Raw genomic sequence first — 19,643 nt, forward strand, 5'->3', positions numbered from 1 at the left:
TCCCACTCTGCCTTGCCCGCCACCCGGACGCTCTGATCTGCCGTGCACGACACACTGTCGCCTTCGAACTCACTCCCGGCCGGCTGTCCACTGGCTCATCAGGACCTCGATGCGCTGCTCACGCAGATCCGGGCGCAGCCGTCCGCCGCGATCCAGGGTCGCCACCCCGTGCAGTGCGGCCCACGCCACCTCCGTTCCCGCCTGTAGATCGTTCGCACCCGCGAAGGGTTTGTAGGCGGCCTCGATCTCGCCGAACGAATCCTTCAGCGCCTTCGGCGCTTCCGGACCGAACCTCAGCTCGGTGGTCAGCACGAACATCGCGTCGTAGCGGGCCGGATTGGCGGTCGCGAAGTCCAGGTAGGCCCGCGCGATCGCCGCCAATGCCGCGGCCGGGTTCGACGCACCCGTACGCGCCTCGTGCAACGTCGCGCCGAGGTCCGCAAACCCCTGTTCCGCGACTGCCGACACGATGGCCACCTTGCCCGTGAAATGGCTGTAGAGCACCGGCTGGCTGTATTCGATCCGCTCGGCGAGGCGGCGCACCGTCACCGCCTCCCAGCCCTGCGCCTCGGCGAGTTCGCGGGCGGTGTCGATGATCCGCTGGTGCCGCTCGGCACGCTCGCGTTCCTTGCGATTCTGAATGGTCATGAAGAAATACTAGCAGCGCTAGACAAACTATCGAAGCTCAGTTAGTGTTGCTCCCACACCTAGCAACGCTAGATAGCAGAGCATCGAGAACGCGCACCAAGGAGCAATCGCCATGAACATCTCCCGCATCGCCACCGTCCTTTCCCTCATCGGCGCGGCGTTCATCCTTTACATCGGCCTCAGCTACCTGATCACGCCGGAGACCATCGCCACCGGATTCGGCCTGCCGGAATGGCCGAAGGGCGACGCGGTCGCATTCATGAACCTGAAGGGCGTCCGCGACACCGCCTCCGGGGTGTTGATCCTGGCCCTGCTGGCGCTGCGGCAGCGGTTCGCACTCGGCATCGTGATGCTGGTCCTGGCCCTGATCCCGACCGGCGACATGCTGACCGTGCTCAGCTGGAACGGCTCGACCGCCGCGGCCTTCGGCATCCACGGCCTCACCGCCGTCCTGGTCGCCCTCGCCGGCGGACTGCTGATCCGCGAGCACAACACGTCGAACAAGAAGGTCGCCGAGCCGGTACCCGCCGCCGCAGTAGCGTGATTCAGACCACATGCCCCCGCTCGCCGATGAATTCGCGAGCGGGGGTACGTCTATTCCACTGAACGTCCGAACAAGCAGGAGATGACCACCATGTCGACCAAGCCGCACGGCCCCGCGTCCTACTTCCCGTCGATCGAGGCCAAATACGGCCACACCATCGACGAGTGGAAGTCCCTGATGCGCGAGTCGGGCCTGGCCTCGCACAAGGAACTCGTCACCTGGCTGCGGGACGAGCACGGCTTCGGCCACGGCCACGCGACCGCGATCACCCAGCACTACCTCAACCCGGAGAAGTGGGCGTCCTGACCCACACACCACGAAAGGCCCGCAGATCCTGCGGGCCTTTCGTTTTCAGTTGCAGCTGGGCAGCCCTCGCCTGCGCTCGCCCGAGCGCAGGATCGTCGACGGACTCCGTCCGGCTGCGTGCAGCTAGGCCGAGACCAGGTCCTTGGTATCAGGCTGCGGCCGCGAATCGTGGTCATCGTCGACCATGGTCCGCTCGTCGAAGGGCAACTTGCGGTCGAGCACGGTGCGAACTCGATCGACGTCGACCGTCTTGGTCCAGGTGCCGACCAGCAGGGTCGCGACCGCGTTACCGGAGAAATTGGTGAGAGCGCGGGCCTCGGACATGAAGCGATCGATACCGACGATCAGGCCGACACCGTCGAGCAGCTCGGGGCGGTGGCTCTGCAATCCGCCGGCCAGCGTGGCAAGTCCGGCACCGGTCACGCCTGCCGCCCCCTTCGACGCGACGATCATGAACAGGAGCAGGCCGACCTGTTCGCCGATGGCCAGTGGCTTACCCATCGCGTCGGCGATGAACAGTGAGGCCATGGTCAGATAGATGGCGGTACCGTCCAGGTTGAACGAATATCCGGTCGGCACAACAACACCCACCGTGGTGCGCTCGACACCGAGGTGTTCCATCTTCGCGATCAGCCGCGGCAGCGCGGACTCGGAAGACGAGGTGCCGACGATCAGCAGATACTCCCGCGCCAGGTAGCGGACCAGCTTGAAGATCGAGACACCGGACACCGTCCGAAGCAGCACACCGAGCACGCCGAAGATGAACACCAGGCAGGTCAGGTAGAACGCGATCATCAGCAGCGCGAGTTGCTGCACCGCATCGAGCCCGGTCTTGCCGACCACGTTCGCGATCGCACCGAACGCGCCGATCGGGGCCAGCCACAAGATCATCGACAGGATTCGGAACACCAGCTTCTGCAGCGTCGCTACACCGCGCAGCACCGGCTCGCCCGCGCTGCCCATGGCCTGCACCGCGAATCCGACCAGCAGCGCGACGAACAGCGCCTGCAACACGCTGCCCGCGGTCAGCGAGGAGATCAGCGTCGTCGGAATGATGCCCTGGATGAAGTCCCAGGTACCGCCCGCGGCGTGCGCCTGATCCGCCAGCTTCGCGCCCTGCTTGGCGGTCTCGGCGATGTTCATGCCGGTGCCCGGTTCCAGCAGGTTGCCGACCACGAGGCCGATGCCGAGCGCCACCGTCGACATCACCATGAAGTACCCGATGGCGAGGCCGCCTACCTTGCCGACGGTGGCCGCCGCCCGCACCGAACCGATGCCGAGGACAATGGTGCAGAAGATGACCGGGGCGATCATCATCTTGATCAGGTTCACGAACATGGTGCCCAGCGGCGCCATCGACTGACCGACACCGGGCGCCAACCAGCCGACCAGAATTCCCGCTCCGACGGCGACGATGACGGCTAGATACAGCCAATGGGTACGGTCGCGCCGCTGCTGTTGCGTTGTGTCGCTCATAGCGAGTGCTGTCCTCTTCAGTGGTACCGGCGTGAGGTGGGTCACCACCCCTTGTGCACAATGTTGGCGGCCGGAGTGATGCCGGTCACGCTTTGGTGCATTTCGTTCAAGAAAGACAGTGTTCAGCGGAGGACAGTTCGTGAGAGGTGGTCGCCTAGCCGGCGCGGCCAGACGCAGTCTGCGTCCGGCCGAGCGCATACGAGGCAGTCGCCGCTCGTTGGCAGGGCAGGCGTTCGTTCTGCAACTGGTCGTGCTCGCGCTGATGATCGGCATCGGAGCGGTCCTCGCGGTCATCGACGCGCGCCACGACAGCGATGTGACGACCACGCGGGAGGTCACCGACGTCGCGGTGGCGGTCGCGCAGGCGCCGTCCACCCTCGCCGCGGTGCACTCCCCCGATCCCACGGCACTGCTGCAACCGGTGACCGAGCGGATCCGCAGGGACACGGGCATGGACTTCATCGTCGTGATGGCGCCGGACCGCACCCGGTTCACCCACACCACGCCCGAACGCATCGGACAACCCTTCAGCGGCAATATCGATCGCGCGCTGGCCGGGCAGACCTTCACCGAGACCTATGCGGGCACCCTCGGGCCATCTATCCGCGCGGTGACACCGATCTACGACGACGGTCGAGTGGTCGCGCTGGTGTCGGCGGGAGTGACCCGGGCCCGCATCGGCGACCAGGTCGCCACCCAACTGCCGGTAATCCTCGGCGTCGCGTTCGCGGGACTGGTGGTCGCGGCAGCGGGTTCCTTCCTGCTCAGCCGGCGGATTCGCCGCCAGACCCATGGCCTCGCGCCGGACGAACTGCGCGCCATGTACGAGCAGCACGACGCGGTGCTGCACTCGATCCACGAAGGTCTCGTGGTGTTCGGTCCGTTCGCCGAGCACGCGGAGGTCGTCAACGACCAGGCACGCAAGCTACTCGACCTGCCGTCCGGCCCGGTGCAGCGCACCGATCTGCCGCTATCGATGCAGCGTATGAGCTGGGGCGCGGTCCGCGACGAGATGCATGTGACCACCGATCGGATTCTGCTGGTCAACCAGGACGTGGTGGCCTGGGAGGGCCGCCCGATCGGCACCGTGATGACCATCCGTGATCACACCGAATTGCGTACTGTCATGGGCGAACTCGATTCCGTGCGCGGATTCGCCGAATCGCTGCGGGCGCAGGCCCACGAATCGGCCAATCGGTTGCACACCGTCGTCACCATGGTGGAGTTGGGCCGCTACCGGGAGGCCGTGGAGTTCGCGACCGCCGAACTCGAACTGTCCCAAGCGCTGATCGATCGGCTGCTCACCTCGGTCGGCGACCCAGCACTCGCGGCCCTGCTGCTCGGCAAGGTGAACCAGGCCGCCGAACGCAGCGTCGAACTGACCATCACCGAGGACACCGCCCTCGACTCGACCGCACCGCTGTCCGCGCACGAAACAGTGACGCTGGTCGGCAATTTGATCGATAACGCCATCGACGCGGCCGCGGACGGGGCCGAGGGCTGGGTGGAGGTGACTGTGCGCCAGCAGGATTTGGCAGACGACACGGCCACCGACCAGGATTCAGCGCTGTACCTGCATGTCGCGGACAGCGGACCCGGCATGTCCGCACAGACATTCGCCCGTGCCGCCGAACGCGGCTATTCCACCAAGGCCGACCATCAAGGGCTCGGCTTGGCGCTGGTGCACCGGTTGGTCGCCAGGCACGGCGGCGCGATCTACACCGAGCGAGATCCGGAAAGCGCGGTCTCCGTGACGATTCCACGAAAGGTCGCACCATGATCCGGGTCCTGATCGTCGAGGACGAACCACTGATCGCCGAGGCGCATCGCGCCTACGTCGAACGCATCCCCGGCTTCACTCCGGTCGGCATCGCGCACACCGGTCGCGACGCGATGCGCGCCGCTGCCGACAACGCGGCCGAAGGCACCCCGGTCGACCTGGTGCTCATGGACATCGGCCTGCCCGACGCCAGCGGCCTCGACGTCGCTGCGGCACTCACCGGCCTCGCGCCCCGCCCCGACGTCATCGCGATAACCTCGGCGCGAGACCTGGCCATGGTCCGCACTGCTGTGTCCCACGGCGTCGTGCTCTACCTGCTGAAACCGTTCACCTTCGCGGCATTTCGCGACAAACTCGAACGCTACCGCGAGTTCCGCACCGCACTGCCCGCGGGCGAAACCGCCGTCTCCCAACAGGATGTCGACCGCGCCCTCAGCGCCTTGCGCACCTCCGACCAGCGCGCTACCGCCCCCAAAGGCGTTGCCCCGCAAACCCTCGACGAAATCTCCCGGGTGGTCCGCGACGCTCCGGACGGCGTCACCGCCGCCGACACCGCGACCACCGTCGGTGTCTCCCGCATCACCGCATGGCGCTATCTGGAGAAGCTGGCCGACGACGGTCTGGTCGACCGCCGCTCCGACTACGGTCGGGCAGGCCGACCGAAAACCCGCTACCTGTGGAAGATTCGGAGCTAGCCGTCGGTCAGCTCAGTCCGGGATAGACGAAATGGCTCGGTCCGCCGCCGGGCTGGCTGGAGCCGGTGACCGAGGGGACGTTGAAGGGCAGCCGAATCAGCTTGTGCGGGTTGCCTGCCCGATCTGCCTGCCAGCAGCCGAGGGTCACGCCATGGAACGCGCTGCACACGATTCGGGTGCTGGTCCCGAACGGTGAGGTGAGCCGATCACGGGAAACGAGCGGGTTCCAGTAGTCGAGGTCGCCCGGTGTGAGGAAATGCTTGGTCTCGAACGGTGCCGTCGGGCTCGGTGTGGTGGGCACCGGCGGCCATTCGTCGGCGGCGGCGACACCAGAGGTTCCGAGGAGAACCGCGGCGGCGACCGCCGTGACACCGGTGAGCTGCGACATGCGGCGAGCGAGAGTAGTCATACTTCGTCCTTTCCGACCATGCGATACGCGAGGCGCGACGGCCGGACCGAAACTGCCGCCGCCGAACAACATGTCGAGGACGGCAGGCGAGTCATTACACGTCGGTGGAGAAGCGGATGCCGCCGTCGGGGATGTCGACGCCAGGCCAGACACGGGCACCGCGTAGTAGTTCGCAGCGGGCGCCGACATTCGCACCGTCACCGATGACGGCGTCACGGACCAGGGCGCGCGGGCCGATCCGAGCACCGAAACCGATGATCGAGCGCTCGACAGTGGCGCCTGCTTCGATGCGTGCTCCGTCGAAGAGCACCGCGCCGTCGAGGCGGGCGCCCGCACCGACCTCGGCGCCACGACCGACCACGGTGCCACCGATCAGCACGGCGCCCGGTGCGACGCCCGCACCCTCGTGGACCAGGAATTCGCCGCGCTGGCCCGGCAGCGCCGGTGAGGGCGCGATACCGCGCACCAGGTCGGCCGAGCCGCGGACGAAGTCTTCGGGTGTGCCCATGTCACGCCAGTAGGAGGAGTCGACGTGACCCTGTACGCGGGCGCCCTCGGCAAGCAGCGCGGGGAAGACCTCGCGCTCCACCGAGACCGGGCGACCGGCCGGGATCTTCTCGATGTATTCGCGACGGAAGACGTAACAGCCCGCATTGATCTGGTCGGTCGGCGGATCCTGGGTCTTCTCCAGGAAGGCGGTGACCCGGCCGTTCTCGTCGGTCGGTACGCAGCCGAAGGCGCGCGGATCGCCGACCCGGACCAGATGCAGCGTCACATCGGCCTTGGTCGACTCATGTGTGTCGAGGATCCCACCCAGGTCGGTGCCACCGAGCACGTCACCGTTGAACACCATGATGTTGTCCGCGCGCAGCTTGGACAGCACATTGCGGATGCCGCCTCCAGTGCCGAGCGGCTCGGTCTCGGTGACGTACTCCAGCTCCAAGCCGAGCTCGGACCCGTCGCCGAAATGCTCCTCGAACACCTCCGCCTTGAAGGAGGTGCCGAGCACGACGTGGTTGATCCCGGCATCGGCGATGCGGGCGAGCAGATGCGTCAGGAACGGCAGCCCGGCCGTCGGCAGCATCGGCTTCGGTGCCGACAGGGTCAGCGGACGCAGCCGCGTGCCCTGCCCACCGACCAGAATGACGGCGTCGGTGCCTGCTTTTCCTGCCATCGAGCTCCCCTGTTCACAGTGGATTGTTCAGCTGTACCGGTTGACGCGGCTAGCTCTGCGCCTGTTGACGCAGCGCAGATCGAACCGCAATCCGCGAGCGGATCGCAAGTCCAGCGCGCAGTGCGAGCCGCAGCGGCGCCTGCCACCAGTGCGGATGCCGGTCGGCCTGGAAACGGTACGCGCTCGCGTGGTGTGCGGGCAGCATCAGCTCCGGGTGACGGCCTGCGGCGTGCCCCTTGGCATGGGTCACCTCGGCGGAGGGCACGAACACGTTGTGCCAGCCTGCCTTGCCCATCCGGTCACCGAAGTCGACGTCCTCCATGTACATGAAGTAGCGGGAGTCGAAGCCGTCGATGGAATCGAAGGCCGCGCGCCGCACCAGCAGGCACGATCCCGACAGCCAGCCGACGGCCCGCTCGGAGATCTCCTCGTTTTCCTGCCGGTAGCGCCGCGTCCAGGGATTCGACTTCCATACCGTGCCGAGAATCGCGTGCCCTGCCCCGTCGAGCAGGCCGGGAACCGAGCGCGCCGAGGGGTAGGTGCTGCCGTCCGGTTCGAGCACCTTCGGGCCGAGCGCGCCCGCGCGCGGCCAGCGCTGGGCGGCGGCGAGCAGTTCATCGATGGAATCGGTGCCCCAGCGGATGTCGGGGTTGGCAATGATCACGAACTCGACGTCGGGATCGATCTCCGCGACGGCGCGGTTGATCGCACCGCCGTAACCGATGTTGCCGCCGGTGCGTAGCAGTCGGACGTGTGAATTCGCCTCGGCCGCCAGTTCCGGCGTGCCGTCGACGGAACCGTTGTCGGCAAGAATCACCTGTGGCTTCTCGCTGGTCGCATCGGCAAGCGTGGTGATGAAGTGCTCGAGGTGCTCGCCCGGTGAATAAGTCACCGTGACGACGACAAGCCCGCCGGGGGCGGCAGAATCGGAAGTGCTCACGCCTGCGCCTCGCGGACGCTCGGCTCCGGCCTGGCCGCTTCGGCGGCTGTGTCTCTGGTTCGTTCGCTGCGCTCACTCACGACATGCCAGCCTAGTCGGACCTACCCGACAGCGCGTCCCCGAGTGCTTCCTGCCAATCTCGCAGCGGAGCGAGCCCTGCGCCGATCCACGCATCGTTGGACAACACCGAATATGCCGGGCGCCGTGCAGGTCTCGGAAATGCGGTCGAGTCACACGGGCGAACCCGGGCGGGGTCGGCGCCGATTCCGGCGAACACCGCCTGTGCCAGTTCGAACCAACTCGCCCGGCCCGCATTAGTGGCGTGCAGCACTCGGGGCGCGTCCGGCCGGTCGACCAGCTCCAGCAGACCTGCGGCCAGATCGGCAGCATAGGTCGGGGAGCCGATTTGATCGTCGACCACATCGATGGTGTCGCGTTCGCGTTCCAGCCGCAGCATGGTGGCCACGAAATCATTGCCCACCCCCGTGTACACCCATGCGGTCCGCACGATGTGCGACTGCGGGGCCAATGCCGATACCGCCTGCTCACCGGCCAGTTTGGACCGGCCGTACACCGTCGATGGACCGGTCGGATCGGTGGTGTCGTACGGCTTGTCGTCGGTACCGGCGAACACGTAATCGGTCGAGAGATGGATCAGCCGAGCACCCGCATCGGCGCAGGCAGCGGCGAGTACGGCGGGTCCGGTCTCGTTGCAGGCGAAGGCCGCATCCGGCTCGGATTCGGCTTGGTCGACGGCGGTGTACGCGGCGCAATTGAGCACCACGTCACCGGGTTCGACAATCACACGCACCGCAGCCGCGTCGGTGATGTCGAGTTCGCGGTGGCCGAAGGCACGGGCGGCGGGTGCCCGGCGGAGTATCTCCTGTCCGAGCTGCCCCCGTGCCCCGGTCACGATCAGGCGTCCTGGGGCTGCGGTGTCTGCGGTCACGGCCGCAAGTCTGGCACGCCGTGACACCTGAGGTTGATGTCTGCCGCGGTAACCGTTGGTTAGCCTTGATGGACGGGTACGGGGGACTTACCGGAGTAGGGGCGGTCTGGCGCTGCCAGCAGAGAACCTGAGTCAGGCGAGAGGATGCAGAGTTGTCGCAGCGGAGCAGGACGTCGGTGCGATCGCGACTATCCGGCGCTGATGCCGGACCGGTCGCGTCCGGTCCGCTGCGCGTATTCATCGCGGCGGGTGCGGTATTGGTCCTTGTCATCACCGGATTCGCCTGGCACAGCGTCGATTCCCTGATCTCGCAGATCGAACGCATCGGCAACCTCGGCCTCGGCGGTGGCCGCGACGGCGCCGTCGACATCCTGCTCGTCGGTGTGGACAGCCGCACCGACGCGCACGGAAACCCGTTGAGCAGCGCCGAACGTGCGATGTTGCACGCGGGGAACGAGGTGGGCACCAATACCGACACCATTGTGCTGATGCGCGTCCCGAACGACGGGCGCTCCGCCACCGCCATCTCTATCCCCCGCGATTCCTACGTCGACATCCCCGGCCTCGGCATGGGCAAAATCAACTCCGCCTACGGCGAGACCAAGGAAACCGAGCGGCTGAAGCTGAGCAATCAGGGTGTTTCCGAGGCCGACGCGGAAAAACAGTCCACCCAAGCCGGCCGCCAGGCACTGATCAAGTCGGTGGCCAACCTCACCGGGATCACCGTCGACCATTACGCCGAAGTGAGCCTGCTCGGCTTCGTGCTGCTCACCGACGCGGTCGGTGGTGTCGAGGTGTGCCTGAACAACCCGGTCGACGAATGGATGTCCGGCGCCGACTTCCCGGCGGGCCGCCAGCGGCTCGACGGCCCGCAGGCCCTCGGTTTCGTGCGCCAGCGCCACGATCTGCCGCGCGGTGACCTGGATCGGATCGTGCGCCAGCAGGTCTTCATGGCGCAGTTGGTCAAGCAGGTACTCACCGCGAAAACGCTGGCCAATCCGGGCAAACTCCAGCAACTCAGCGGTGCCGTGGGGCGGGCCGTCGTCTTGGACGACAACTGGGATGTGCTCGCGTTTCTCCAACAGCTACAGGATCTTTCGGGTGGCCAGGTGAAGTTCGAGACGGTGCCGGTCACCGATCTGAACAGCATGACCAGCGACGGCGAATCGGTGGTCCGCGTCGACCCCAAGGCCGTCAAGACCTATGTGGCGTCGCTGGTCGACGGCAAGACCGAGCAGCCCGCCGAATCGACGATCGACCCGAGCACCGTGAGCGTCAGCGTGTTCAACGCCAGCAGCATCGGTGGACTCGCCGGCCAGGTGGCAGAGGCATTGACCACCAAGGGCTTTCATGAGGGTCTGGTGGGCAACTACACCGGCCCGAGCGTGACCAGCAGCCGGGTGCTTGCCACGAGCACCGCGGACCCGAAAGCCCAGGCGGTGGCGAAAGCGCTCGGTGGGCTCACAGTGGTCGCCGATCCGTCGTTGTCACCGGAATCGGTCAGCGTCGTGCTGGCGAGCGACTATTCTGGTCCGGGCTCGGCTGCGAGCAGCATGTTCGACATCTCCGGGACGTCGGCGGCCACCGCAACACCGGTCCCGCCCGCCCCACCGATCGACGCAGGCCAGACAGGACCGAAATGCGTGAACTGAACCATGCGTGACAAAACCAAGACGCTGACCCTCACCGAGGCGGTGCTCGATCCGATCCTCGAACGCGAACCCGCGGGTCCACGCATCACCTATTACAACGACGCCACCGGCGCCAGGATCGAGCTGTCCGGGCTGACGCTTGCGAACTGGGCAGCCAAGACCGCCAACCTGATTCGCGACGAGTTCGGCCTGAGTCCCGGCGCCAGGGTCGCGGTATTGCTGCCCGCGCACTGGCAGACCGCCGCGGTCCTGCTCGGCTGCTGGTGGGCCGGTGCCGAGGTGGTGTTGGGGCCCGATCCCGACGCCGATCTGGCCCTGGCCACCGCCGAGCGACTCGACGAAACCGACGGTGTCGCCGAGGTTGCCGCGCTGTCGCTGGATGCGTTCGGCATGCCCGTTCGCGATCTGCCGATCGGCATCACCGATTTCGCCACCTCGGTGCGCGTCCACGGTGACCAGTTCCACCCGCGCGGAGCGGGCGTGGCGCTGGATGGCATGCCGGTGTCCGAGGTTCTGGCCGAAGCGAAGAAATCCGCACTGCTGCAAGGGTTTTCCGAGGGCGACCGGGTGCTGTCGAGTGCGTCGTGGGATACACCCGCGGAACTGATCGACGGACTGATCTCGGTGCTGGCAGTGGGCGCCTCGCTGGTGCAGGTGGTCAACCCGGACCCGGCCCAGCACGACCGGCGCGTGGCATCCGAACGGGTTACCGTTCGACGCTGATCGAATCCGGCATTCACCGGAGGAATGTCGTCGTTCGCTGGGATAATCGGTCCAGGCGTGGAGGTGGCGTCTCCTACCACGGTATAGGCCGCCTATCCGACCACAGGACGTTCCACAACCGCACTCGAATCCGTACGGTGGATATATCGCACAACGACGGGGTTGGTGAGAATGAAGCCGCAGTATTGGTTGCGTTGGTTATCAGTGCAGGGCGCCCCCCGGTTGGCCTTGCGAACACAGGCATGGCGCGGTGATCCATTCGCTCAGCTGATGGGTGGACCCAGCGGTCTCGACGACCCCTATCCACTCATCGAGCACCTGCGCGCGCAGGTGACGCACGGACCGAGCAGGCTGCTGCCCACCCCGATCGCGTGGGCCGCCTTCGACCACGATCTGTGCCGAGCCATTCTGCGGGACACCCGTTTCGGTGTGCGAACCACCGAAAGCTTCAATATCCCCAAGCCGCTCCAGCTGATCGCGGATCGCTTCCCGATGCCGCCGAGCCCGGTCGAGCCGCCATCGATGCTGGTGATCGATCCGCCGCAGCACACGGCGATGCGCCGTCCGGTCTCCTCGGCCTTCACCCCGCGGGCCATCCGCAAGCTGCGTGAGCGCGTCGAAACCGTCACCGAGGAACTGCTCGGCGCGCTACCCTCCGGCGGCTCGGCCGACCTGATCGAATCTTTTGCCGCACAGGTTCCCATCGCGATCATCTCCGAAATGCTCGGATTCCCCGACCGCGACCGCAAGCTCTTCCTCGACTGGGGCGACAAGGCGACGCCACTGCTCGACGTCGGCATCTCCTGGCGCGCGTTCCACCGCGGGGTGGTCGCGATGGACGTCATGAACTCCTACCTCGACGACCACATCGAACGGCTACGCCGCGAACCGGGTGACGACATCCTCAGCAACCTGGTCACCGCCGGTGAACTGGATACCTTCGAGCTGAAGGCGACCGCCAGCCTGCTGATGGGCGCCGGTTTCGAAACCACGGTCAACCTTATCGGCAACGGTGTCGTGCAACTGGTCAGTCACCCCGAACAGCTCGACCGGCTGCGCGCCGAACCGGAACTGTGGCCCAACGCCATCGAAGAGGTCCTGCGCATCGACGCTCCGGTGCAGACAACGGCTCGCACCGCCCTGTGCGACGTAGAACTCGACGGCGTCGCGATTCGGCAAGGCAGCACCATCGTCCTTTCACTGGCAGGCGCCAACCGCGACCCCGCAGTCTTCACCGACCCCGCGGCCTTCGACGTCGCCCGCTCGAACGCCAAGGAGCACCTCACCTTCAGCAGCGGCATGCACGCCTGCCTCGGCGCGAGCCTGGCCCGAATGGAGGCCGTCTACGCTCTGCAATCACTGTTCGACTGTTTCCCCGACCTCGCCCTCGACGGCCGACCCCGACGCCGGAACCTGTTCACCCTGCATGGGTATGAGCGAATGCCGGTCCGCCTCGGCCGCCGCGCGAGCACTCCCGCCCAGGAACCGACGACCGTCTAAAGCGTGTCTTCCGATCGATGAGATCGGGAGACACCGTCCTTCTCTACCGGAGAGCTTCCATCTGTTCTACAGACCGCTCGGCCGAATATTCCCCGCCTGTCGACCTGATCAGCTCGGTGCGGCTCACCACGCCGAGCGCGTTGTAAAGATTGCGGATGCGCCGATAGATCGAGCGTTCCGACAGGTAGTTGGCCCGCGCGATCTCGGCGACGGTCATCGACGTTCGCAGCATCCTCAGCAATCTGATGTCGAATTCGGTCAACGCGCTCCGGCCGACCGAGATCCCCAGTGGAGGCAGGTCTCCGGCCTCAGGTGCATCGTCGCGCCGCGGCTCGGCGTGCTGCCCACGGCTGCTCACGCTGTGGTCGGTGACCGCGCCGAGCAACGCCGGACGCGTGTCGATCCTGGCCGAGTGCGTGAACTCGCCCAACTGCGCCCGAAGCATCCCCGCCTGCCGCTCGCCCGGTATCGCGACGTTGATCACGAAGTCGGCACCGAAGCGGATCGCGGAGTACGTCGAATGACCGGTGACGTCGTCGGTGACCGCGACGATGAGGCCCATCGCATGCTGCGCCCGAACCTTATGCAAGCTTTCGGCCTCGTACTCCGCGTTGACCGGGAGCATGATGATCGCGCCGGAAATGTCACTGCGCGAGACCAATTCGTCGTAGTCCGCGAACTCGATTCGGAAGGTAGGCGCGAAGAGCTGTCCCCACAGCTCATTCGCGGAGTCCAGGTACTCGTGCAGGCCCGGATGCGCGAGGGCCACACGCGCCGCCCTTCCACCAACAGCCTGACTCGGTTGCGTCCCGTTCACAAGAAATCCCCCACTCGGTTCGGTCGAGGTACCGGCCGGGTTCTCGGTGCGGCCGGCCCGTGTGCAGCACCGTTCGCCTGCGAGGCTGCGTCAGCCGGTCACGACCGCGGCACCTCTTGGGATCTGGTTCAGCTACACGTATGGACGCAACGAACCACAGATCGGTTCCATAGCAGCGCAACAAGAGTCCTTCGATGGCCGTGCCGGTCCGCTCAGGGGTAGCCGATGACCTCGGTCGTTGCGGCAATCCGCGGATCGGGGAGCTCAGCTGAAACCGACGGCCTGCTCGCCCCACGCGGTGTGTAGGTCGCGGTCGGGGTTGTCCACCACGCGATCGATGGCGTCGATCAGCAGGGTGGTGCGGTTCGACAGGCGGTAGGGCGGCCAGTGTTTCGAGCCGTCCAGCGCGGCGGGAACGCCGTGTGTGGCGAAGGCCAGCCAACGGCGCATCATCCGGCCCGATACCTCGGTGGCCACCTTGCGGCCGCCCAGCCAGAAGGTCGGGTCGTGGTTGAAGGTACCGAAATTGCCGAAGACGTAAGGTAATTCGGTGGCATGGCCTGCGCCGACGCGTGCAGCCTTCAACATCGGCGTCGCATGGTCGAAGCGGTACATCCAGGTCGGTGAGTGCTGGGCATGCGCATCGGCCACCCAGTGGGCGGGCATCCGGAACGCCGCGTCGGTGGACATGGCGAGCGCACCGCGGGTCTTGTCGAGATCAGGGTAGGCCGAGGTGATTTCGGCGATCCGCTCGTGCGACATCTCCGGGTGATTGGCGGCGACATCGCGCAGCATGGCGTTCACCGCATCCGGCGTCACCGGCATGATCGGCGAACGGAACACCCGAAACAGCGAGGCCTCGTCTTTGTTGGTCCCGATCATCAGCGGCATCCGGTGTGAACGCCCGTGCTGGAAACGGTCGATCGGGTAGGTGGGGAGCAGGTCGCCGTCGACGACGGGGGCCGCGGCCAGCCTGCCCGGCTCTTTCAGCGGGATCTCGTCGAGCAGCACGCCCGCCGCACTCACGATCCGTTCGAGCGGGCATTCGAGCAGTTCACCCACTCTCGATTCGGGCAATTCCAGCAGTTCCAGGAACCGCTGCGCGACGCCTGCGGCCCGCTCGTGTCCGAATACCGTTGTCGCGGGCGGACTTTGCGCAATGGCCTTGTGGAACAAGCCGGCCGAACGCGGCGAGGTCAGCAGCGCCGTCACACACCCGGCCCCCGACGACTCACCGAACAGCGTCACATTGTCGGGGTCGCCGCCGAATCCGGCGATATTGTCGCGCACCCATTCCAGTGCCGCGATCTGATCGTGCAGACCGAGGTTGGGGGTGAAGGCGTCCGACAGCGAGGACAGATCGAGAAACCCGAGTGCGCCGAGCCGGTAATTGACGCCGACCACCACCACGTCACCGGTTTCGGCCAGCTTGCGGCCGTCGTAGATGCCCTGCGCCGCGGTGCCGAGGCAGTACGCACCGCCGTGCAGCCACACCAGCACCGGCCGTGGTTCACCTGATTCGGTGGCGTGCGGCGGCGCCCAGACATTCAGCCAGAGGCAATCCTCGCCCATCCGAAGTTCCGAATCGACGGGAACCATGGGGCCGATGGTCTGCGGGGCGATATCCCCGAATGTCACGCAATCCCGAATCCCGTCCCACGGCTGCGGCGGCATCGGCGGCCGAAACCGGTCCGGCCCCGTGACAGGGGCCGCGTACGGGATGCTGCGCCAGACGGCGACCCGGCCGTCCCAGTGACCGCGCACGTGTCCCGACGTTGTTCGTGCGACAGGCGCGGCGCCTTCCACATCCGAGCTCGGTTCCGTCTCGAACTGAGTGCTCATCGTCCGCACCTCCTGCTCACGACCCCGGTCGGAATGCTGCGAATTCGCTCCGCCCGGTCCGGTTCTTCGTGATCTCTGCTTCGAGAGTACGTCCACGCCGCGAGCGCGGCGGGCAAGACGCAGCTAACGGTTGCGGGACGCTACGCTGGAGCGATGCCGAGTTACAGCTTCCGGTGCCGCAGCTGTGGCGACACCTTCGACGTGAATCGCCCGATGGCGGAGTCCTCGAATCCGGCCACCTGCCCGCACGGTCACCACGACACGGTCAAGCTGCTCACCACGTTTGCCACGGTCAGCCGGGGTGGCGGCGGCACACCGCAGCCTGCTGCGGCGCCGCGTCCTTCGGGCGGCGGCTGCTGCGGTGGCGGCTGCTGCGCCTGACCTGCGTTCGGCTCGAGCCGCGGCGGGGCCGAGCTCAGTCGCGCTTGTCGGCGTGGCCGAGATCACGATCCGGCTCGACCCGGTCGCGCACCCGTTGCTTGAGCACGGCGATATCGGGGAACCCGCCGTCGGCCTTGCGCTCCCACACCTGCTCGCCGTCCACGGTGATCCGGAAGACACCGCCCGATCCCGGGATCAGCGCAACCTCGCCGAGGGCTGTTTCGAAGGTGCTCAGCAGTTCCTGTGCCATCCAGCTCGCCCGCAGCAGCCAGCGGCACTGGGTGCAGTATTCGATCGCGACTCGTGCCATGAGGGGCACGCTACCGGTCATGGTTCGATGACACCGTCCAGGTAGACCCAGGCGCCGTCCTCCCTGCGGAACCTGCTGACCTCGTGCAACGATCCGCGGGCGCCGTCGGCCCGATAGTGCGCGATGAACTCGACGGTGCCGACATCGTCGAACGGACCGCCGCGCTCGGTGCGCACGATCTCCAGGAATAGCCACCGCTGCCCGGGATCGAGCTCGAGATCCGCGGGCCGGGTGCTCGAATGCCATGAGCGCCGAAGATATTCGGTGTCACCGATCGCGAACGCGGTGTACCTCGACCGCATCAACGCCTCGGCAGTCGCCGCAGGCCGCTGCCCCGCAAGCACCGGACCACAGCACTGCTCGAACGGCTCGCCGCGCTGGCACGGACACACCTCGGTCTTACCCATCCCCCCATCGTGCAAGCCCGGAGAACTCGATATCACTCCGGGCCCCCGAAAGGGCCGGAGGTGTCCCGACCCCTGACTGTGTCGAACGTGCTGAGCATCGGTTCGGCCATTGCCTGCAATTGCGTTTTGCGACCGAGCAGCATCATCGGCTTGTTCGAGTGAGGCCGCCCACACCTCAGCGCACTTCGGCAGTGGCAAGCGCGGCGGCGATCGCCGCGGTCTGCTCGCGCCAGCGGCGCAGGTCGGTGACGCTGGGCGCGAGCTCGTAGTCGTAGTGGTGGGCGGCACGCGACAGCGCCGCCCATACCGTCGCGACCTGCGCGGCCGTCTCGGAGCCCGCGAATGCGCGCAATGCCAGGAGCTGCGCGCGCATCGGGCAACGCGCCAGCTCCGGAGCGACCCGCGCCCATAATTCGTCGACGCACTGCTCGAGGGCCAGGCGCAGGATCCACACCGTCGCGCGCGACCACAGCCCGTCGGCGTCGGTCACCGACCCGTCGAGCAGTCGGTCGACGGCATCGAATCGTTCGGCAACGGTCGGCCGTGGCAGCGCGCGCGGACGGCCCGCACCCGATCGACGCGCAGGACCGCGACGCCCCGGCCTCCGCCGCGGCCTGTGTTCTGCACTCATGCGCGTAACCAGGCGACGAACTTCTCGGTGTCGGCGATCAGATCGCGCATACTGCGGCCGATCGGCACGTGCGCGCCCGCAGTCGCGTCGCGCAGTGCGTCCACCACCCATTTACCTTCGCGGGCAAGGTGTTTGTTCAGATCGTCGACGCGCCCGGACACGCCCATCACCGCGAGCGCGACCATCGCGCGGGTGGTCTGCGCGCCCTCGATGTAGCGCTCCACCTCGCGATGATCCATGCCTTCGGCAAGCAGATTGCGCCTGGCCCGCGCCAGGCTGGCCGCCTCCACCGCGGAGCGGCAGCAGGTGGCGACGAGTTCATCGGCGATCGCCTGCGGCAGCTGCGGGGTCTTGGCCAGCGAGCGCGCGTCATCGAGGTAGCGGCGCACCGGGTCGCTTGCCATCCTGACCTCGATCACCGAACGCTCGCGCCGCTGCACCTCGAGCACACAGGCGTCCAACTGCATGCGGCGGACGGCCTCGGCCAGCCGCTCGTCGTGGGTGAACACGATCACCTGGCGCGTCCACGCGACGACGGCGAGCACCCTGGCCAGCCCGTCCACCTTCGCCGGGTCCATCGCCTGCACCGGGTCGTCGATCATGACGAAACGGAACGGACTCTGTTCGACGGTCGCGCGCGGCAGGAACAGTGACAACCCCAGCGCATGCAGCTCGCCCTGGCTCATCACGCCGAGCGCCGCGCCGTCGACGTCGTCGACGGTGACATCGAGCAGCACTCGCCGCGCGGTTCCGGCATTGCCCTGCAACGTGATTGCGCCGAGCTCCACATTGCTCTGCTGCCGTAGCGTGTGCCAGACCCAGCGCGCCGTCGTCTCCAGCGGCGCCATGCGTTCGCCGCGCAACCCCGCGGTCGCGGACTTGAGCCAGTCCTCGGCCCGCCGGACCGTGCGCAGGACGCCCGCCTGCGCGGCCACCCGCCGAGCTCCGTCCAACCAGCCGACGAGGCGGGGCACCAGCGGCGACCACACTTCGTCGATCCGGCTCAGTTCCTTGCGGGTGCCCTGTTGCAGCAGATCGAGTTCGTCGACGAGCCGCGCATGCGCACAACGCAACTGGTCGGGCAGCTCAGCGGTGTACTCGGCCGAGCTCAGCGCGGACCACTGCGACCAGGCACTGCGCACCGCTGTGGTGTCCACGGTGGGCGGGTAGCCGGGGTCGAAATCCAGTTCCGCGGGAACATGTTGCGGTAATGCCCGCGCCGCACGCACGGCTCGGCGCAGATCGGCACGCGCGGTGGCGAGCGCATCGACACGTGCGGTCAGCGCGGCGATCGAATCATCGGCGGCACGCGACCATGCGCCGTCCAACTCCCCGCGGCCGCACACCGGGCACGCGCAGCTACCACCGGCGGCAACATGATCGCGGGCTTTGCGCAGCAGCTCGAGCACCCGCAGATCGGCTTCGGCGTCCGCGGTGGAATCGCGAGCCAGCACGGCCGCGCATTGCTCCAGGCGCTTGGCCACCGCCTCGACCTCGGCGTTGGACGGGATGGCCAGTCGCACGATCGCGCGCAGGCCCGCGGGTCCGGACGGATCGTCGGCGGAACCGAATACCGCACGGCCGATCGCGGTGAGATCCGGTTGCGTGGGGCGCAGCAGACCTGCGAGCCGGATCGCGCGATCGTCGGCCACCGACTCGAGCGTGGCGACCAGCCCGAGCCGCTGCTGCCGCGAATCCCGTACCACGCGTTCGAATTCCAGCCGGCGGGTGCGAATCCGCTCCTGCGCCATGGTCAGTTCGTCGAGGCCGAGCAGCTGGTGCAGCGCGTCGAAGAGGTCGCTGGGTTTGCCGTCGACCAGCGCACCGAGCTCGCTGTAGGACAGGAAAGGGCGGTACAGGTCGAGCAGTCCGGACCAGCGGTCGGTATCGAATTCCGTTGGCGGGCCTGGTGGTCGCTGTTCGGTCCAGCGCGCCGCGCCGAGGCCCGCCTCCGGTGTCCATTCCTTGGCAATGGTCAGCTCGGAATCGCTTCCCGTGGTGAGCAATTCCAGCTCGATGCGCGTGGAGTCGGACTCGTGCAGATTGCGCCAGCCCTCCCGCCATGCGGCAGACCTGCCCTCCCAGCGGCGATTGCCGCCGGTCAGCGCCAGCTCTGCGGCCTCGGCGAAGCTGGATTTGCCGCTGCCGTTACGTCCGACGACCAGGGTCAAACCGGGACCCGGCGGCAGCTTCAGCGATACCTCGGGTCCGATGCCGCGGAAGCCACGCACCCGGATCGCGCGCAGGAATATCCCCGAATCATCGAACTCCGTTGTGCGGTCGGGAGACTCGGTGCCGAGCGCCTGCAAGACCGCGTGCGCCACATCGGCGGTGACCGTGGGATCGGCAGCAAGCCTGCGGGCAACCACCGCGGTGAGACGCGGCACCGATTCCGTCGTCGGGTCGGCATCGGGATCCGTGCGCATGCGAAACCCCCTCCACCACGGAACGGCGTCCTG

20 protein-coding genes are annotated in these 19,643 nt (G+C 67.1%); 8 read left to right on the top strand and 12 right to left on the bottom strand.

Annotated elements, in window-relative coordinates:
* Window positions 1–69: 69 nt before the first annotated feature.
* Window positions 70–648, bottom strand: a complete 579-nt coding sequence (locus OHA42_RS35825; protein ID WP_406232573.1) for a TetR/AcrR family transcriptional regulator — start codon at window positions 646–648, stop codon at window positions 70–72.
* 112 nt (window positions 649–760) lie between these two features.
* Here OHA42_RS35825 and OHA42_RS35830 point away from each other — a divergent pair, with 112 nt between their 5' ends.
* Together OHA42_RS35830 and OHA42_RS35835 are read left to right on the top strand one after the other, a co-directional pair.
* Window positions 761–1,192, top strand: a complete 432-nt coding sequence (locus OHA42_RS35830) for a DUF4267 domain-containing protein (protein WP_406232575.1) — start codon at window positions 761–763, stop codon at window positions 1,190–1,192.
* A gap of 90 nt (window positions 1,193–1,282) precedes the next feature.
* Window positions 1,283–1,498, top strand: coding sequence for a DUF4287 domain-containing protein (locus OHA42_RS35835; protein WP_406239836.1), 216 nt, complete (start codon window positions 1,283–1,285; stop codon window positions 1,496–1,498).
* Between the two features lie 123 nt (window positions 1,499–1,621).
* Here OHA42_RS35835 and OHA42_RS35840 read toward each other — a convergent pair whose 3' ends face one another.
* Window positions 1,622–2,974 carry a cation:dicarboxylate symporter family transporter gene (locus OHA42_RS35840; RefSeq protein ID WP_406232577.1) on the bottom strand — a complete coding sequence of 451 codons (1,353 nt, stop codon included), beginning with the start codon at window positions 2,972–2,974 and terminating at the stop codon, window positions 1,622–1,624.
* Between the two features lie 262 nt (window positions 2,975–3,236).
* Between OHA42_RS35840 and OHA42_RS35845 the strand changes: the two genes are divergently transcribed.
* Together OHA42_RS35845 and OHA42_RS35850 are read left to right on the top strand one after the other, a co-directional pair.
* Window positions 3,237–4,754, top strand: a complete 1,518-nt coding sequence (locus tag OHA42_RS35845) for an ATP-binding protein (RefSeq protein ID WP_406239838.1) — start codon at window positions 3,237–3,239, stop codon at window positions 4,752–4,754.
* The gene (locus tag OHA42_RS35850; protein WP_406232579.1) at window positions 4,751–5,449 is read left to right on the top strand and encodes a response regulator; all 699 of its coding nucleotides are present in this window, start codon (window positions 4,751–4,753) and stop codon (window positions 5,447–5,449) included. Before OHA42_RS35845 ends, OHA42_RS35850 begins: the two co-directional genes overlap by 4 nt.
* 7 nt (window positions 5,450–5,456) lie before the next feature.
* On the opposite strand, the gene OHA42_RS35855 is transcribed toward OHA42_RS35850, so the two are convergent.
* From OHA42_RS35855 to rfbD, 4 genes are all read right to left on the bottom strand, one after another.
* The gene (locus OHA42_RS35855; RefSeq protein ID WP_406232581.1) at window positions 5,457–5,858 is read right to left on the bottom strand and encodes a hypothetical protein; all 402 of its coding nucleotides are present in this window, start codon (window positions 5,856–5,858) and stop codon (window positions 5,457–5,459) included.
* Between the two features lie 94 nt (window positions 5,859–5,952).
* Window positions 5,953–7,032 carry a sugar phosphate nucleotidyltransferase gene (locus OHA42_RS35860; protein ID WP_406232583.1) on the bottom strand — a complete coding sequence of 360 codons (1,080 nt, stop codon included), beginning with the start codon at window positions 7,030–7,032 and terminating at the stop codon, window positions 5,953–5,955.
* A gap of 49 nt (window positions 7,033–7,081) precedes the next feature.
* Entirely contained in the window at window positions 7,082–7,972 is an 891-nt protein-coding gene (locus OHA42_RS35865) for a glycosyltransferase family 2 protein (RefSeq protein WP_406232585.1), read from the bottom strand.
* Between the two features lie 91 nt (window positions 7,973–8,063).
* Window positions 8,064–8,921: a dTDP-4-dehydrorhamnose reductase gene (rfbD, locus tag OHA42_RS35870; protein WP_406232587.1), complete on the bottom strand. Its 858-nt coding sequence runs from the start codon at window positions 8,919–8,921 to the stop codon at window positions 8,064–8,066.
* 176 nt (window positions 8,922–9,097) lie between these two features.
* Here rfbD and OHA42_RS35875 point away from each other — a divergent pair, with 176 nt between their 5' ends.
* The 3 genes from OHA42_RS35875 (at window position 9,098) to OHA42_RS35885 (ending at window position 12,796) form a co-directional block, all read left to right on the top strand.
* Window positions 9,098–10,573, top strand: coding sequence for an LCP family protein (locus OHA42_RS35875; protein ID WP_406232589.1), 1,476 nt, complete (start codon window positions 9,098–9,100; stop codon window positions 10,571–10,573).
* Window positions 10,574–10,576: 3 nt separating this feature from the next.
* Window positions 10,577–11,296: a TIGR03089 family protein gene (locus OHA42_RS35880; RefSeq protein ID WP_406232590.1), complete on the top strand. Its 720-nt coding sequence runs from the start codon at window positions 10,577–10,579 to the stop codon at window positions 11,294–11,296.
* 270 nt (window positions 11,297–11,566) lie between these two features.
* Window positions 11,567–12,796 (top strand): cytochrome P450, encoded by a 1,230-nt coding sequence (locus OHA42_RS35885; RefSeq protein WP_406232592.1) that lies wholly within the window; start codon window positions 11,567–11,569, stop codon window positions 12,794–12,796.
* 43 nt (window positions 12,797–12,839) lie between these two features.
* Here the strand turns inward: OHA42_RS35885 and OHA42_RS35890 are convergent, their stop codons facing one another.
* A complete protein-coding gene (locus tag OHA42_RS35890; protein WP_406232594.1) occupies window positions 12,840–13,565 on the bottom strand; it encodes a response regulator transcription factor in 726 nt (241 codons plus the stop codon).
* A 312-nt stretch (window positions 13,566–13,877) separates the two neighbouring features.
* Entirely contained in the window at window positions 13,878–15,455 is a 1,578-nt protein-coding gene (locus tag OHA42_RS35895; protein WP_406232596.1) for a carboxylesterase/lipase family protein, read from the bottom strand.
* Between the two features lie 153 nt (window positions 15,456–15,608).
* Between OHA42_RS35895 and OHA42_RS35900 the strand changes: the two genes are divergently transcribed.
* Window positions 15,609–15,836, top strand: a complete 228-nt coding sequence (locus OHA42_RS35900; protein WP_406232597.1) for a zinc ribbon domain-containing protein — start codon at window positions 15,609–15,611, stop codon at window positions 15,834–15,836.
* Between the two features lie 34 nt (window positions 15,837–15,870).
* On the opposite strand, the gene OHA42_RS35905 is transcribed toward OHA42_RS35900, so the two are convergent.
* From OHA42_RS35905 to OHA42_RS35920, 4 genes are all read right to left on the bottom strand, one after another.
* Window positions 15,871–16,146 (bottom strand): SelT/SelW/SelH family protein, encoded by a 276-nt coding sequence (locus OHA42_RS35905; protein ID WP_328405433.1) that lies wholly within the window; start codon window positions 16,144–16,146, stop codon window positions 15,871–15,873.
* A gap of 17 nt (window positions 16,147–16,163) precedes the next feature.
* Window positions 16,164–16,553: a YchJ family protein gene (locus tag OHA42_RS35910; protein WP_406232600.1), complete on the bottom strand. Its 390-nt coding sequence runs from the start codon at window positions 16,551–16,553 to the stop codon at window positions 16,164–16,166.
* A gap of 175 nt (window positions 16,554–16,728) precedes the next feature.
* Entirely contained in the window at window positions 16,729–17,184 is a 456-nt protein-coding gene (locus tag OHA42_RS35915; RefSeq protein ID WP_406232602.1) for a hypothetical protein, read from the bottom strand.
* Window positions 17,181–19,610 (bottom strand): AAA family ATPase, encoded by a 2,430-nt coding sequence (locus tag OHA42_RS35920; protein ID WP_406232604.1) that lies wholly within the window; start codon window positions 19,608–19,610, stop codon window positions 17,181–17,183. The genes OHA42_RS35915 and OHA42_RS35920 overlap by 4 nt, the downstream gene beginning before the upstream one ends.
* Between the last annotated feature and the right edge of the window lie 33 nt (window positions 19,611–19,643).

The organism is Nocardia sp. NBC_01009 (genome assembly GCF_045208035.1).
Lineage (GTDB): Bacteria > Actinomycetota > Actinomycetes > Mycobacteriales > Mycobacteriaceae > Nocardia.